Origin of the sequence: Halotia branconii CENA392, from assembly GCF_029953635.1 — a bacterium.
Classification (GTDB): Bacteria; Cyanobacteriota; Cyanobacteriia; order Cyanobacteriales; family Nostocaceae; genus Halotia; species Halotia branconii.
Window position 1 is genome coordinate 4,515,564 of record NZ_CP124543.1, and the last position, 14,390, is coordinate 4,529,953.

Annotated in this window: 16 protein-coding genes; 9 read left to right on the forward strand and 7 right to left on the reverse strand. The window is 39.2% G+C overall.

The window, feature by feature from the left end:
• The first annotated feature begins 296 nt into the window (after window positions 1–296).
• Together QI031_RS19885 and QI031_RS19890 are read left to right on the forward strand one after the other, a co-directional pair.
• Window positions 297–1,454: a hypothetical protein gene (locus QI031_RS19885; protein ID WP_281481381.1), complete on the forward strand. Its 1,158-nt coding sequence runs from the start codon at window positions 297–299 to the stop codon at window positions 1,452–1,454.
• A 245-nt stretch (window positions 1,455–1,699) separates the two neighbouring features.
• Window positions 1,700–2,869: a homocysteine biosynthesis protein gene (locus QI031_RS19890; protein WP_281481382.1), complete on the forward strand. Its 1,170-nt coding sequence runs from the start codon at window positions 1,700–1,702 to the stop codon at window positions 2,867–2,869.
• Window positions 2,870–3,118: 249 nt separating this feature from the next.
• On the opposite strand, the gene QI031_RS19895 is transcribed toward QI031_RS19890, so the two are convergent.
• Complete coding sequence (locus QI031_RS19895; protein WP_281481383.1) at window positions 3,119–3,583, reverse strand: hypothetical protein; 465 nt, start codon at window positions 3,581–3,583, stop codon at window positions 3,119–3,121.
• A gap of 287 nt (window positions 3,584–3,870) precedes the next feature.
• On the opposite strand from QI031_RS19895, the gene QI031_RS19900 reads away from it, so the two are divergent.
• Both QI031_RS19900 and QI031_RS19905 read left to right on the forward strand, forming a co-directional pair.
• A complete protein-coding gene (locus QI031_RS19900) occupies window positions 3,871–4,593 on the forward strand; it encodes a tetratricopeptide repeat protein (RefSeq protein ID WP_281481384.1) in 723 nt (240 codons plus the stop codon).
• Window positions 4,594–4,660: 67 nt separating this feature from the next.
• Window positions 4,661–5,206: a hypothetical protein gene (locus QI031_RS19905; protein ID WP_281481385.1), complete on the forward strand. Its 546-nt coding sequence runs from the start codon at window positions 4,661–4,663 to the stop codon at window positions 5,204–5,206.
• Window positions 5,207–5,331: 125 nt separating this feature from the next.
• On the opposite strand, the gene QI031_RS19910 is transcribed toward QI031_RS19905, so the two are convergent.
• Both QI031_RS19910 and QI031_RS19915 read right to left on the reverse strand, forming a co-directional pair.
• Entirely contained in the window at window positions 5,332–5,847 is a 516-nt protein-coding gene (locus tag QI031_RS19910) for a GNAT family N-acetyltransferase (protein ID WP_281481386.1), read from the reverse strand.
• The gene (locus QI031_RS19915; RefSeq protein ID WP_425525975.1) at window positions 5,848–6,180 is read right to left on the reverse strand and encodes a type II toxin-antitoxin system TacA family antitoxin; all 333 of its coding nucleotides are present in this window, start codon (window positions 6,178–6,180) and stop codon (window positions 5,848–5,850) included.
• Between the two features lie 232 nt (window positions 6,181–6,412).
• Here QI031_RS19915 and QI031_RS31590 point away from each other — a divergent pair, with 232 nt between their 5' ends.
• From QI031_RS31590 to ggt, 3 genes are all read left to right on the forward strand, one after another.
• Window positions 6,413–6,565, forward strand: a complete 153-nt coding sequence (locus QI031_RS31590; protein ID WP_343217808.1) for a hypothetical protein — start codon at window positions 6,413–6,415, stop codon at window positions 6,563–6,565.
• Window positions 6,566–6,825: 260 nt separating this feature from the next.
• Window positions 6,826–7,095, forward strand: coding sequence for a type II toxin-antitoxin system VapC family toxin (locus tag QI031_RS19925; protein WP_281481387.1), 270 nt, complete (start codon window positions 6,826–6,828; stop codon window positions 7,093–7,095).
• Between the two features lie 106 nt (window positions 7,096–7,201).
• Window positions 7,202–8,971 (forward strand): gamma-glutamyltransferase, encoded by a 1,770-nt coding sequence (ggt, locus tag QI031_RS19930; RefSeq protein ID WP_281481388.1) that lies wholly within the window; start codon window positions 7,202–7,204, stop codon window positions 8,969–8,971.
• Between the two features lie 47 nt (window positions 8,972–9,018).
• Here ggt and QI031_RS19935 read toward each other — a convergent pair whose 3' ends face one another.
• Together QI031_RS19935 and QI031_RS19940 are read right to left on the reverse strand one after the other, a co-directional pair.
• Window positions 9,019–9,279, reverse strand: a complete 261-nt coding sequence (locus tag QI031_RS19935) for a hypothetical protein (protein ID WP_281481389.1) — start codon at window positions 9,277–9,279, stop codon at window positions 9,019–9,021.
• 384 nt (window positions 9,280–9,663) lie between these two features.
• Complete coding sequence (locus tag QI031_RS19940) at window positions 9,664–10,251, reverse strand: DUF1802 family protein (protein ID WP_281481390.1); 588 nt, start codon at window positions 10,249–10,251, stop codon at window positions 9,664–9,666.
• Between the two features lie 80 nt (window positions 10,252–10,331).
• Here QI031_RS19940 and QI031_RS19945 point away from each other — a divergent pair, with 80 nt between their 5' ends.
• Both QI031_RS19945 and QI031_RS19950 read left to right on the forward strand, forming a co-directional pair.
• The gene (locus QI031_RS19945) at window positions 10,332–11,291 is read left to right on the forward strand and encodes an aldo/keto reductase (protein ID WP_281481391.1); all 960 of its coding nucleotides are present in this window, start codon (window positions 10,332–10,334) and stop codon (window positions 11,289–11,291) included.
• Window positions 11,292–11,841: 550 nt separating this feature from the next.
• Entirely contained in the window at window positions 11,842–12,582 is a 741-nt protein-coding gene (locus tag QI031_RS19950) for a hypothetical protein (RefSeq protein WP_281481392.1), read from the forward strand.
• Window positions 12,583–12,602: 20 nt separating this feature from the next.
• Here QI031_RS19950 and QI031_RS19955 read toward each other — a convergent pair whose 3' ends face one another.
• Together QI031_RS19955 and QI031_RS19960 are read right to left on the reverse strand one after the other, a co-directional pair.
• Window positions 12,603–13,391 carry an ABC transporter ATP-binding protein gene (locus QI031_RS19955; protein ID WP_281481393.1) on the reverse strand — a complete coding sequence of 263 codons (789 nt, stop codon included), beginning with the start codon at window positions 13,389–13,391 and terminating at the stop codon, window positions 12,603–12,605.
• Window positions 13,391–14,317, reverse strand: coding sequence for a branched-chain amino acid ABC transporter permease (locus QI031_RS19960; protein ID WP_281481394.1), 927 nt, complete (start codon window positions 14,315–14,317; stop codon window positions 13,391–13,393). Before QI031_RS19960 ends, QI031_RS19955 begins: the two co-directional genes overlap by 1 nt.
• Between the last annotated feature and the right edge of the window lie 73 nt (window positions 14,318–14,390).

A 14,390-nucleotide genomic window follows, 5' to 3' on the forward strand; every position in this document is an offset into this window, starting at 1 on the left:
AATTTAATCGTTGTTCATCTGTGTTTGATTTTAAAAAAGATGATTAGCAGAGATATATTTTGCTTTTTAAATTAGATCTTATCTTCAACAGAAAATATCTATTTTTAACAACGATCAAAACAAATGTCATATTAATCAAAAAATTAATCATTGTGATCGCACAACAAAGTATATAAAATTACTTTTTAAAGTAATACTCCAAAATCTTAAAAAACACTACTAGTAATTTTTAAAGGTTTGATATTTATATTTTTTTATTAGTTAATTTTTGAATTATAAACAGGAGATTAGTACTGATGGAAGCATCTGCTATCAACCAGATTAATGCTGGAGATAATACCTTTAATATTGGGAATCTCTTTGCTGGCAGTGGTAGTAATTCAGTGACAAATATTAGTGACATCTCCAATACTAGCAATCCTATTCCAGGTGGTGGTATCAACCCATTCGCAGGTGAGGGTGGCAGTCAGCTTCAGCAATTAATCTTTAATCGCTTGCAGTTAGTTCTGGGTGAAGACTTTTTTAAAGATATTGACAACGCTTTGGCAAGCGGTGGTAATCCATTTGCAGGTGGTGACAGTAATTTATTTACAAATGGTGGTAGTTCATTTCAATCGCCCTTTGATCCTTTGCAAATAGTTTTAGGAAACCAAACACCTTTTAGTGATAACAGTAACTCTATTACTGATAGCCCTCCCTTTAATAAGGACAATGCACCTGTTGGCAATGGCAATAGAGATTTTGGTAACAATAACGCAACTATTGGTAATTTTAATTCCGACTACGGCAGCGACAGCGCGACCGTTGGCAATGGCAACTGGAATTTTAACAATAACAATACTACCGTTGGTAATGGTAACTGGCTATTTGCAGAAAATAATACAACCCTAGGCAATGGTAATTGGTACTGGGATGATGGCAGTAATAATGCCACTTTAGGTAATGGTAACTGGCATTTTGGTAATGACAATGCCACCATTGGTAACGGTAATTGGGACTTCGGCAGTAATAATACAATCGTCGGTAATGGTAATTGGCTATTTACAAGTAACAACACAGTCGTTGGTAATGGTAACTGGTTATCTACCAATGACAATACAATCATTGGTAATGGCAGTAATACCAACATTTTGGAGTCTTCACCGCAAGAGATTAGATCTGATGTTGACAATCTGATTAACTCCTTCATCGGCAAAATAGGTCAAGATTTTCTGGAGTTAACAGAAAATTTTGATGTATCACAAACCCAAACATTTAACCGACTCATACTTTCTAGAGATACTGATACTAATTTCAACACTAATATTGAGCAACTTTTGGCATCACTCAGTAGCCATTACCAACCTGTACAGCCTCAATCTGTTCCAGAACCAACTTCTTCAGTATCGCTGGTAGTAGTGGGACTTGCGTGTTTAGTGTTGTCGAAGTTGAAGAAGAATCTACAAAATAATTGATCTTGAGATAACATAGCAATTCTCAGTGAGTCGTAAAAATCTCTGATTTCTCTCTCTGCGCTCCAGTTGCTACAAGTCGGGGAACCCGACGACAGTCGCTACCCTGCGGGAACGCTAAAAGCGAACAAGTCGGCAAAGCCGCCCACAGCGCTGTCTCCCCAACGCACTGGCCTGCCTCTGCGGTTAATTATTCTTATCCTAAGCGTATTGAGGCATAATTAATATGCAGATCCGCTTCATTTAAAATGCGAACAATTGCGGAAATTAATGATAAAATCATCAGCCAACATGCGGTGGTGTTGACTGTTGAAGAATTAAAAGCACGAGTTGCAGAAGTTGGCGTTACAAAAGTTGCTCAAGAAGTTGATGTAATTACCACTGGCACTTTTGAGCCAATGGAATCTAGCGGTGCAATTATCAATCTGGGACATACTGACCCCCCAATCAAAATTCGCCGTTGCTGGATAGATGGTGTTCCAGCGTACTCTGGATTTGGGGCAGTAGATTTGTACTTAGGTGCGAGTTGTGCCGTAGATGTGATGGATGGTGAAGAAGTTCGAGAACGCGGCGGCGGTCATGTCATAGAAGATTTGATAGCGGGAAAACCTGTACACATTAGAGCGCAAGGACAAGTAACTGATTGCTACCCACGGGCAACTTTTGAAACTACTGTTACTCGTGACACTATCAATCAATTTTATTTATTCAATCCACGCAATCTCTATCAAAATTTTATTGTGGGGGTAAATGGAGGCGATCGCCCACTTTTTACTTATCTTGGCCCTTTACAACCACGTTTGGGCAACGCTGTTTACTCAAACGCTGGTGCTATTTCCCCCTTACTCAACGATCCCAATTTACAACTTGTTGGTATTGGCACACGAATTTTTTTAGGCGGCGGCATTGGTTATGTTGCTTGGGAAGGTACTCAACACTTTCCCTTACAAAAGCGGTTAGCTAATCATGCACCGATTGGCCCGGCTGCGACTTTAGCTTTAATTGGTGATGCCAAGCTTATGGATACTCGTTGGGTGCGGGGTTGTTACTTCAAAAGTTATGGGCCTTCGTTAATGCTGGGTGTAGGTGTTCCCCTCCCGGTATTAAACGAAGAAGTAGTAGAACACTGTGCAGTGCAAGATAAAGATTTAGTAGCGCCGATAGTAGACTTTTCTATTCCCCGACGCGTCCGTCCCACATTTGGTTTAGTGAGTTACGCCCAACTTAAGTCTGGACGTATCACCATTGAGGGCAAAACAGTACGAACAGCTCCTTTAGCAAGTTTGTTTTTTTCTCGGCAAATTGCCCAAGAATTAAAACAATGGATTGAAGCAGGTACTTTTACCCTTACAGAACCAGTTGCTTCCATTCCGATGGAGCGATCGTTTCTTCCCCAAGACCGCTGGACGGATTTTTAATCTTAGGGGCAGTGTGAGTATTCATTAGCATTGGTGTGAAAACCAGTATCAAACCAAGATGCATTGGTAACCAAAAATGCTGAAAAATAAGCATCTTATACCATTTCACGAAATTATTGATACAAATTACTTTTCTTGCTCCCCCTGTTTCCCCTGCCTCCCCTGCCTCCCCTGCTTGCCCAAATGTATCAACTTTAAAGTGAAACGGTATTAGAGATTGGTAGTGTGTTTTAGCATCATTAATTGAGATTAAAGAACTTTGTGAGTGTGGGAATGCTGTTTAATGTTGTCTTCTTTGGTGACAACTCTAGCGGCATTTAGTACCCGTTTGCGCTCAATAGAATAATTTAAATCAGTATAAGTTGTTCCCAGAGGAATTAGAGATTTTGCTGTTTCACGACGTTTGTAGGTACGAGCAGTTGCAAATACTCGTGAGACAAATTCCTCTCCTAACTGAGCTGATTCTGGGAAGCCGTCTGGTAAAAGCGGTGTATCGCCATCTAGCAAAGCTCCCAACGTAATTGCACAAGCTAACTTATAGGAAGTAGGAATACCTTTTAATAGTGCTTCTAAAGCCGCAGAGGGAATCGGTTCTATCACTTCTACTTGATGAACTTCTCCATCTTCTTTAACAAAGCAGGTTGCCAAGCCTATAACGATATAATCATCAGCCGCTAAATCGGGAGCGTTTTGATAAGAAGTTGCTGTTGTCATAAGAAAAATTTATCAGAATTTAAATATTTTACCAACTTGTCGCTCTCCCTACATAATTAGTCTTGCAGACGGAGATTAACTGTTTCTGGAATTTAACTTAGGGATGACGTATCTATTATCAGATTGGAACATGAATTGTTGTGTAAGGTGAAATTTTCTAGTTGTTACAGTGTCTTAAATAAACTTAAGTAATGATAGGCACATTAAAAATTGACACACGGTTAAATCACTATTACTACAGCAAACTTTAATTTGATTGCAAAGAGCAAGTAGCTCAGGTAGGAAACATGAATAGTCACTCATTTTTAGCTTCTGGTAATCAACAAAATAATTGTGATCAGTTTGTTGTAAAAACTACATTAGAAGTTCAAGCTCGTGGGACTAGCGATCGCGAGGAATCTACTTTAAAAGACAGCTACTTACGCTCTGGCGCTCTCAAGTTAGCTCAACGAGGAGATTATACTCAAGCGATCGCATTATTAAGCCAATTAATTCACCGCCATCCCCAAAACGCTATTGATTACAACAATCGAGGCTTAATTTATTTTCAAAGTGGTGAGGCGCAAAAAGCATGGCGCGACTATAACACCGCTTTACAACTTAATCCTGATTTAGCTAGTGCTTATAACAACCGAGCTAATTATTATGCATCCCGTGGGGAATTAGCAACTGCACTTGTCGATTATGATCGAGCCATTGACTTAAATCCCAGCTATGTGAGAGCGTGGATTAACCGAGGTATCACCTTGCGTGACTTGGGACAATACGAAGAGGCTATTGATAATTTTGAGGTAACATTGCTTTTCGGTCAACTGAAAGGTCATATTTGGGCTGAACGCGGCAGAACTTATCATCTTTGGGGTGATTGGAATTGTGCGATCGCTGATTACCGTCGTGCCTTGACTCAATTACCTACGCACAACAAAAAAGATGTTCTTGGCTGGCGTTTACGTTTACAACTGGAAAATTGGCTAGATGAACTATTGTTTCCTCAAGGTTCTGATTGGTAAACATCAACCCGGAAGGTAAGTCAAAGTGCTTGAATAAGTACCAGTAACTGACCAAAAAATTTGACTAATGAGAACTTTGGCTGCAACAATTTTACTAACTTCTTCTTGGTTGATATCTGGAGTCATAGTTTCTCAACCAATCGGGGCAACTATAGCTGTAGCAAACGATACTATAAAATCTTCTGGGTCAATTTCTCAGTCAAGTAATTCTAAACCTATTACTGTTAGTAAAGCTGAGTTTGGAGTCCTGAGAATTGACTCTAACGGTGAAAGTAACTTTACTCCTACTAACAGAATCTTACTAAGTCAAGGCGGTAAATATGGCTGGCGTATTCAACTGAAAGACTATAACGGTGAGGTGACGTGGCGAGAAGTTTTACAATTACCAAAACGTCCAGAAACTTGGGCTACAGATGATGGGGAAAACTTCTCAGTTTCAAAAGATGGGAGCGAATCTGTAACAAAGCGTACACAGATGGCTTCAGAAGGTGTAATTGAAAATTTTTGGACAATCACCCCTGGCGATCCAGGTGGTAAATATAAAATACAAGTTTACATTGATCAGCGTCTGATTGCTTCTTTTGAGTTTGAAGTTATTTCTCTAAGAAGATAACAATTTAATATCCTGGTTTGAATACTAAAAATCGAGGATTTCTCTCATGTTTGGGAGAAATTCTTTTTCTATAAGTTGTTATGGAAAAAACAATAGGTAGCGCTCACAAAAATGTTGCAAACTACTTATGTAAACATTTTGGCAACTGTCTCTATCATAATAAATAACCAATGAGAAAAATTAGGAAAACCAATAAAATTATAATGCTCGTAGAAAGAGCAAGCTGCATCATCTTTGGCATCGACTACTACAGCTATAGTAGCTATTTCACTTTTTAGGCTGCGATAGAGTGCATCCATTAATAGTATCTCTCCTAACCCTTTTTTTCGGTGATTTTGATCAACTGCTAATCTACCTAAAAGAGTTGCAGGAACAATAGGATATTTTGGCAAATTTTTACTTAACTCTATTGGTAACTCTTCAAATTTAATACTTGTTGATGAAAGTGTGTAATAACCAGCAATGATACCAGAATTTTTTTCTACTAAAACAAAGGGAGCAGCTACGCGTTTACGGGCATCTTGTCTAGCTTGCTGTTTTAGATAACGATCTAAGATTTCAATACCACAAGAAAAAGCCGCCCGATCATGCTTGCCTAGCGGCTCTATTAAATAATTATCAAAAGTCTCAAGTAACGCCACTTAAACACCCATATTTTGTTTATAGCGTTGAGCAGCAGCTTTTAATTTTGCACTTGGTTCTGGTGGATTGAGGAGTGCTTCCACAAAAACTTCTTGGTCTTTTCTGCTTAAGATCATCATTTCATTTTCCTGGATAACTTGGTTAGCAGCATTGAGAAGGCTACTAATTACGAAATCTGTTAAAGTTCTACCCTGAATTTTTGCTGCACGTTGAAACAATTCTTTTTGCTCTTTACTGATCCGTGCTTCCAAACGTTCAGCTTTAGATTGCTTGGATTTTTCTTGGCTGCTTTTAGCCACCGTGTCAGCCATAATAGCCTCTATATTAATCATATATATTTTGTGTACGGCAATTAGCCATACAAATTAATAATAGCACGAAATTTAGCGATCACCTTTCAACTCTTAACTTAACGGTAAGCTAATAAAAGTACCCAGTCACAATAAAAGTAGTAATAGTAGTGGGTGAATAGTAATGAGTCCAGAACAAGAGTTATTAACCAAGTGGCGTTCCCTTCCACAAGACAAACAGGAGTAAGTTTTAGATTTTGTTGAATTTCTTCACTTGAAAACTTCTGCGAATAAAACTCCTTTGGGAGAACGGTTACGCCAAATTCGCTCTAAGATTGTTGCTGATGGTGAACCTTTATTAAGTCGAGATGAAATAGAAAAAGAAATTGCTAGTCTTCGCGGAGGATTGCAGGAAACTGACGCATGAAGATAAGGGACTTACGTGAAAATAAAGTATCAGTAAACCGAGTTTCGACTGCGCTCAACTCTCGACAGTTGAGGGTTGAGCGCAGTCGAAACCCGATTGGTTGGGACACTATTAACCCGCAGATCCCAAACTTTTATTGATTCTGGAGTGTTAATAAATGCGGCGCGTGGTGTGGGAGAAGATTCAGAAAAAGCTTTGGAAATATTTTAGCAGATTCAAGCCGTGAATTTGCTTCGAGCGAATTTATCAAAATGGAGGTAATGCCTAAAGCAATTTATAATCGAAAAACAGTAGAAGCTGAATTTTACAAATCATTCTTTAGTGCTGTCACTTACTGGTCTAACGATATAGAAAAAGTAGTACAAGACGCTTATAACATCGCTTGTCAGTATGGTTTAGCAGCTATGGATGCGCTTCATGTAGCTACGGCGTTGTCAGTTGGTGCAGAGGAATTTATGACAATTGAGAAAAAAAGAAAGCCTATGTTTAGGGTGTCTAGTATTAAAGTAATTTCTATTTTTGATTACTAAATAATAGCGCGAAATTTGATGATCGCCTTTCAACTCCTGTACGAACAGCGTATAAAATGTATCCCTTAGCTGTAGGCTAATAAATGTCAAACACAATGGCATCACAATGGTTATTGTTGCTAAATTTCGACAGGTTGCGATCGCTGTTTTTTCCTTAAATATTATTCTTGGTAGCCAAGTTGCATCAGCCGTCTTGACTTTACCTCTACGCAGCAAAAAGGCGATGGTGGTTTCAGCAAATCCCTTGGCGAGTGAGGCGGGAATTTGGATGTTACGCAAGGGTGGTAATGCAGTTGATGCAGCTGTGGCCACAACCTTTGCTATTTCTGTAGTTGAGCCTTTTTCGGCGGGTATTGGTGGCGGTGGATTTTTATTGATGCATTCTGGGAAAACTGGGGAAATCAAAGCGCTAGATTTTCGGGAACGCGCACCACTCAAAGCTACCAGAAATATGTATTTAGATGCCCAAGGTAAGGTGCGTCCCAATGCAAGTTTAAATGGATATTTGGCAGTGGCGACACCGGGAACGGTGGCAGGAATGTATGAAGTTCATCGTCGTTATGGTAAGCTGCCTTGGCAAGAAGTAATCAAACCTGCGATCGCTTTGGCTAAATATGGTTTTATTATTAGTCCTCAAGTGAGTTGGCGATCGCTTCCCCAGTACGAAAACCGTAAACAAGTAATTCTCAACAATCCGGCGGCAAAGGCGATTTTTACTCGTAATGGTGAATTTTATCAACCAGGAGAAAGGCTTGTACAGCGTGATTTGGCAACAACTTTAGAAATAATTGCTCAAAATCCCCAAAGTTTTTACACTGGCAAAATTGCTCAAGCGATCGCTGCTGATATGGCCAAAAATGGTGGTTTAATTACACTTGCAGACTTAAAAGCTTATAAATCAATCTGGCGTACTCCCGTATGTGGTAACTTTCGCCAAGCTAAAATTTGCTCTATGCCGCCACCTTCATCAGGAGGTGTTCATCTATTGCAGATGTTAAATATTATTGGTGACACTGATTTGAAATCTTTAGGATGGCATCATCCTGATAGCTTACATTTAATGGTAGAAGCAATGAAAATTGCTTATGCTGATCGTTCGCAATATTTAGGCGATCCGGATTTTGTGAAAGTTCCCGTACAACAGCTAATCAGCCCAGCTTACGCCAAAAAACGCCGTCAAGAAATAAATATGCAAAAGGCTCAACCTGCAACTGAGGTTAAGCCAATAGATTTAAAAACCTTACAAAACTTCAGTCAAGCTGATACGCAGAAACGAAATACACGTCGTCATGAATCTACAGAAACCAGCCATCTTAACGTTGTAGATGAAGAACGTAACGCAGTCAGTCTCACGTTTACAGTCAACTTTGGTTTCGGTTCTGGAGTCGTGACACCGGGAACTGGTATTCTATTGAATGATGAGATGGATGATTTTGCAGCCGCACCAGGAGTACCAAATGTATTTGGCCTTGTGGGTAATGAAGCTAATGCAATCGCACCTCGCAAAACTCCCTTATCCAGCATGACTCCAACAATTATCACGGAGAATGGCCGCCTCCGCATGGTAGTAGGTACACCTGGCGGTAGCACTATCATCACTCAGGTACTGCAAATTATTCTGAATGTGCTGGCATACAATATGGATGTTGGTTCAGCCGTTTCTGTGCCACGCATACATCATCAATGGCTTCCCGATAATTTGCTAGTAGAACCTTGGGGTTTGGATGCTCTAACTCTGCAAGATTTACGCCGTCGCGGACACAAGATACAAGAAGCTGAACCTTGGGGTAATGCTAACGCGATCGCCGTTACAGCAGATGGAACCTTAGAAGGAGCAGCCGATCCTCGTGGTGATGGTTCTCCTAGAGGGTTTTGAATTAGGGACTAGGGGCTAGGAGCTAGGGACTAGAGTTAGAGTATTAACTATTGATTTTGGATTTTAGACTCTGAATATTGACTACCAAACTCGTTTGCCCGTGCGCTAGGTACTAATGTCCAACCTGCTTTCAGCAGTTTTTGATAAGTAGCCCAACCTTTAGAACCGCCTGGGATGGGATAATCTGGCACTGCATATTGTCGGCAAGCTGTATAAGGCCGCCAAGGCTCATGAGGCGCGGCTTGCAAATACAATATCTTTTCTCCATCTTCACCAGACTTAGATAACCAGCACATTTGTTGATGCATGGCAAACTCCTTTGTGTTTTAGCTTATATAGCTTATAGTGCATAATGGCAGATTTTTGTCAAGATCTACCTCGCTCTTGTGAGATAAATTTTTATCTCCCTAGCATGTGTCCATTTATCTACAAATCCATGTGGTACAATTACTGAATTAGAAATACGTCTTAAGACAGATTCCTTTGCATATCAAGACAAAGAGACAAATGTTTTTGTCTCTCACCCTACCTTTATGGTTAGGATTTTCCTAATGGTATCTGTGGTTTTTGTAAGTGTATGTATCGATCACTACTATTTTTGGAGATACTTGGGGATCAGACAGTTTGTTTTGATGGCTACAATAGTGCAGATACCTGGACATCAACTGCGATCGCAACTTTACAAAATTAGTCTAAAAACATAATGAGCTTAAAATGCTGCGAATTTCCTTTACTTGTTGAGTGTATTGCAAGTCAGATAAAACAGGTTTTGCGTCTTGTAGCTGAATCGGTTGGGCTAAATCAATCCATGATTTGCAACCACCGTATTCATGACTATAAAAAATTTCCTGCTCTTGGGGTAATTTATAAGTCCGCAGGAGGAGTATATATAAAGGCTGATGTGGTTTCCACTTGAGGCGATCGCTAATAAAATGCTCGTTCCAAATATGAAAAGGAAGTAAAGCATTGACAGCTGATTCGTCATTAATCGGCAAAATATCGGTAATTTCAGCCCAACTGCTGATGGGAACCTTTTCTGGATGCCAGCCAGGAGTGACTGGAGATACAAGATTGGCATATTCAGATTTAAGCAAGCCAGTTTGTTGGTGTTCGTAAGTCGGATAAAGCACAATCTGCTCATGGGCAACTTGGAAACGTCCCTTTGTTTCACGGATACCACCTTTACGAAGCAGCATAATAGTTTTACCTTTTTCTAGGGCATCTATGGCTACTGCCCATTCTTTGAGTGCATGTAAAGTCGTAGTCAATTTCATTGGCATCTACTATAACTCTGATTTAATTTCTAGTTAAGACCGTTAAAGTATGTAATTGTGCGGAAATAATGAACTAAAGAACCATCATGCAAAAGCGGACACTAGGGAAATCGGACGTACAAATTACACCTATCTTGATGGGGACTTGGCAAGCCGGTAAAAAGATGTGGAAGGGAATTGAGGATGCTGACTCTATTAAAACTATTCGAGCAGCATTTGAAGCGGGTATCACAACCATTGACACCGCTGAGGTCTATGGTGAAGGACACTCTGAGCAAATTGTAGCCGAAGCTTTATCTGATGTTCGCGATCGCGTGGAATATGCTACGAAAGTTTTCTCCAACCATCTCAAGTATGACCAAGTGATTACAGCTTGCGATCGCTCTTTGAAAAACCTCAAAACCGACTATATCGATCTTTACCAAATTCATTGGCCTTCTGGGGCTTTCAATAGTGAAACAGTTCCCATTGAGGAGACTATGAAAGCTCTGACTTTCTTAAAAGAACAAGGAAAAATTCGAGCGATTGGTGTTTCTAACTTTTCTAAGACTCAATTGGCAGAAGCCTCCAAGTATGGACGTATTGATAGTTTACAACCGCCTTATTCTCTGTTTTGGCGAAAAATAGAAACAGATGCGATGCCTTATTGTATTGAGAACAATATTTCTATCTTGGCTTATTCATCTTTAGCACAAGGATTGCTGACTGGTAAATTTGCTGCCGACCAGAGATTTGATCCAGAAGATAACCGGGCTAAAAATAAATTGTTTCAAGGCGAAAACTTTAAACACGCTCAACAAGCCTTAGAAAAATTACGTCCAATCGCTGACCGACATAATTCTACATTGGCTCAGTTGGCATTAGCTTGGTTAATTGCTCAACCCCAAAGTAATGCGATCGCTGGGGCGCGTTATCCTAAGCAAGCAACAGATAATGCCCTAGCAGCCGAACTAAAACTTTCTGCCGATGAAATTGCCGAAATAGATGCGATCGGACGCATTGTCACCGATCATCTTGATGACAACCCAGTTATGTGGAACTGGTAAAATTCGGTGCATTTAACTGTCTTGTCTCTTAAATATCAGTTTTGATCTCTTTAAAAGCTAGCCGGGGATCAAAGTGTTGATGGTTTGTAGAATCTCAGCTATATTGCAAAATTCTACAAAACGTCAACTTTGGTAAACTAAGGGTTACTCATCAAAAAGTGAGTGTTAAATTAAATAGCAGGACACCAAACAAAGCACAAACAAACTAAATGGGTAAATGACTTTGTGTCCCCTGTCATCACCCCAGGCAAATATCGGCAATGTTAAGTGGCAAAAAGCCTGACTTCAAAGGTAAAGCCAAATCCCAAAGCGGAAAAACAAAAATTGCTGAGTTTGCTAATTATGTCCACCTTAGTTGTATCTAACAAACTTAACAATTTGAAGGCTCTAAACTTTTAGAAACCTGGTCAACCTAGACCGGGTTTTTAAGTTTGATAAGTAATAGTGTACAAATATTTATAGTCATTATGTAATTTATTGTGCTTAACTACTTAGTAGTTTTGATTTTCAATATCAATCTGGTTGATTTTTCAGCAGCAAGCAAAATAGGATGGTTACATATTGGAAAGATTTAATGAATAACTGTCCTATTTGGAAACAAATATTTATAGCTATCAGTATAGGCACCTTTTCTTGTTCCTGTGAGTCAAGCGTGACCAAAAAAGTAGAACAGGCAAAGGCAACTAGCGAACCGCAGCCACAACCAAATGTTATCTACGGTGACTTAGTTATTAAAGAGCAATCAGATTATTTGATGATTCCAGTTAATCTTGCTGTGCAGTATCAAAAGCAAGATAAGAGTTGGGAGTTTTCACGTTCTTATGAAAGAAATAATAGCAATCTACATAACATTATTTTTTATCATAAACAAGATGGCAAGTCTCATCTTTTATTAAATAGAAAAGCTATTATCAATTCTTTTGATTTATTGGAGGTGAAAAATACAGGGAAGGCTCCTATTAGAGTTTGGTTATATAAAATCATTAATGAAGATACAAATAAAGATCAAAAAGTTAATAACGAAGATGCTGTGATTGGCTATATTTCTGATTTGTCAGGTAAAAATCTTCAACAAGTTACCCCAAATAATACTAAAATTATCAATTGGGTTGTAGTACCCAGTCAAAATGCAATTTTTCTCAAAGTTATTAAAGACTCTGATAATAACAAAAAATTTACAGCAGAAGATAAAATTAATTTTATTAGAGTTAATCTAGAGAAACCTAGTATGGGAACAGAGATTATTAGCGACCAAATAGAGCAAGAAAGTAAGTCTTATATTTTTAAATAAAAGAATTAGGTATTGTTATATTACTCATTTCCCAAGTAAGCTTCAATCACAGCTGGATCGTTTCTTACTACAGACGGTTCACCCAAAGCAATTAATTGTCCAAAGTCTAAAACAGCAATGCGATCGCACAAGCCCATGACTAAAGGAACATGATGTTCAATTAAGATAATTGTCAAGTTGAAGCGATCGCGAAGATTGCGGATAAATTTACTCAGATATTGCTTTTCGCTGGGATTCATCCCAGCAGCGGGTTCATCGAGAAGTAAGACTTGCGGTTTTAGGGCTAAGGCGCGGGCAATTTCTATGCGACGTTGATCACCGTAGGCGAAGTTTTTGGCTTTTTCGGCGGCGCGATCGCTTAAACCGACTAAATCTAATAATTCTAAAGCTTTTTGTCTGCTTTTATATTCTTCTCTAGGCGCAGGTGGTAATCCCAAAACTCCTGTAATCATGTTGCTTTTGGTGTGTAAATGCCGAGCAATAATCACATTTTCTAATGCTGATAATTCCCCAAACAAACGGATATTTTGAAATGTCCGAGCAATACCCAATCCTGCAATTTGATGAGGACGCAATTGAGAAATTGCTGAACCTTGATAATGTAATTCTCCACTAGAAGCTGGTATTAAAGCTGTAATCAAATTAAATAATGTTGTTTTCCCAGCACCATTAGGGCCAATCAAGCCAAAAATCTCATGTTTATTAACTGTAAAAGATACATTATTCACCGCTACCAAACCTCCGAAGCGGCGAGTCAGAGATTTTACTTCTAAGGCTATGTTGCTGCTATTTACTGAACTATATGACATTACTTGTTTCTAAGTTTACCTATTTTAAAAATATCTGGAGTTACTAAACCTTGAGGAAAGAAGATTGTTCCCACTACAATCAACAAGCCAAAAATAATTAATCTCCCATCCCGCAAAAATTGCGCTAACCAATCGGGCAAACCACCTGTGTCAGCTAGTCCTCGCAAAACTTCAGGTAAGGCTGTAAATAGCATACCACCGACTACAGAACCTAAAAAAGTTCTTGAACCACCAATTAACACAAAAGTTAAATAGATAATACTGGCATCAAAAGTACCTTGACGAGCATTCCAGGTATTAAGAAAATGGGCGCTAATAGCACCTACAATCCCTGCAAGAATTGCTCCTAGAGTAAATGCTAAAACTTTGTAGTAGGTGGGGTTAATGCCCATTGCCCCTGCTGCTAATTCATCTTCACGGATAGCTGTAAACGCTCTGCCTACGCGAATACGTTCCAAACGATAAAAAACTACCATACTTACTAATAGTAATGGTAGAGCAATCCATAAATATTCAATTTGAGTTGCGAAGGGTTGAGGAATACCGAAAATTCCTACAGCACCGCCCGTAATTTCTAAATTTAAGGACAAAACTCGCAGGATTTCTACAAACGCAATAGTCGCGATCGCTAAATAAATTCCTCGCAATCGTAAGGCCGGAATGCCTACTGCTACGCCCAATAAACCTGAAATTATCCCAGCAATTAACATCTCCAATAACAATAATGGAATGGGATATAAACCACTACTAGATGTAAAAATTTTTGTAGATAAAATTGCTGCAATATATCCACCTAAAGCATAAAACCCAGGACTTGCTAAGGACAATTGCCCAGTCATCAGAGGTAAATAAAGTGATAGTCCCAGCAGCGCCCCCAATACCATTGAGACAATCAGTGAACCGTAAGTAGATAAAAATTCAGCCATTTTAAAATACTTTGATTACATTGAATGTACTCAAAAGTGTACCTTAAACGCCTTGCGTAACTGCGCTAACCGA

What these genes read in the sequence shown, in the direction of transcription:
- QI031_RS19895 (WP_281481383.1), bottom strand. Translation starts at nt 3,583, where the DNA reads ATGACAACAGCAACTTCTTATCAAAACGCTCCCGATTTAGCGGCTGAT.
- QI031_RS19905 (WP_281481385.1), top strand. Translation starts at nt 4,661, where the DNA reads ATGAGAACTTTGGCTGCAACAATTTTACTAACTTCTTCTTGGTTGATA.
- QI031_RS19950 (WP_281481392.1), top strand. Translation starts at nt 11,842, where the DNA reads ATGGTTACATATTGGAAAGATTTAATGAATAACTGTCCTATTTGGAAA.
- QI031_RS19890 (WP_281481382.1), top strand. Translation starts at nt 1,700, where the DNA reads ATGCGAACAATTGCGGAAATTAATGATAAAATCATCAGCCAACATGCG.
- QI031_RS19885 (WP_281481381.1), top strand. Translation starts at nt 297, where the DNA reads ATGGAAGCATCTGCTATCAACCAGATTAATGCTGGAGATAATACCTTT.
- QI031_RS19915 (WP_425525975.1), bottom strand. Translation starts at nt 6,180, where the DNA reads ATGATTAATATAGAGGCTATTATGGCTGACACGGTGGCTAAAAGCAGC.
- QI031_RS19900 (WP_281481384.1), top strand. Translation starts at nt 3,871, where the DNA reads ATGAATAGTCACTCATTTTTAGCTTCTGGTAATCAACAAAATAATTGT.
- ggt (WP_281481388.1), top strand. Translation starts at nt 7,202, where the DNA reads ATGGTTATTGTTGCTAAATTTCGACAGGTTGCGATCGCTGTTTTTTCC.
- QI031_RS19940 (WP_281481390.1), bottom strand. Translation starts at nt 10,251, where the DNA reads ATGCCAATGAAATTGACTACGACTTTACATGCACTCAAAGAATGGGCA.
- QI031_RS19935 (WP_281481389.1), bottom strand. Translation starts at nt 9,279, where the DNA reads ATGCATCAACAAATGTGCTGGTTATCTAAGTCTGGTGAAGATGGAGAA.
- QI031_RS19960 (WP_281481394.1), bottom strand. Translation starts at nt 14,317, where the DNA reads ATGGCTGAATTTTTATCTACTTACGGTTCACTGATTGTCTCAATGGTA.
- QI031_RS19945 (WP_281481391.1), top strand. Translation starts at nt 10,332, where the DNA reads ATGCAAAAGCGGACACTAGGGAAATCGGACGTACAAATTACACCTATC.
- QI031_RS19925 (WP_281481387.1), top strand. Translation starts at nt 6,826, where the DNA reads ATGCCTAAAGCAATTTATAATCGAAAAACAGTAGAAGCTGAATTTTAC.
- QI031_RS19955 (WP_281481393.1), bottom strand. Translation starts at nt 13,391, where the DNA reads ATGTCATATAGTTCAGTAAATAGCAGCAACATAGCCTTAGAAGTAAAA.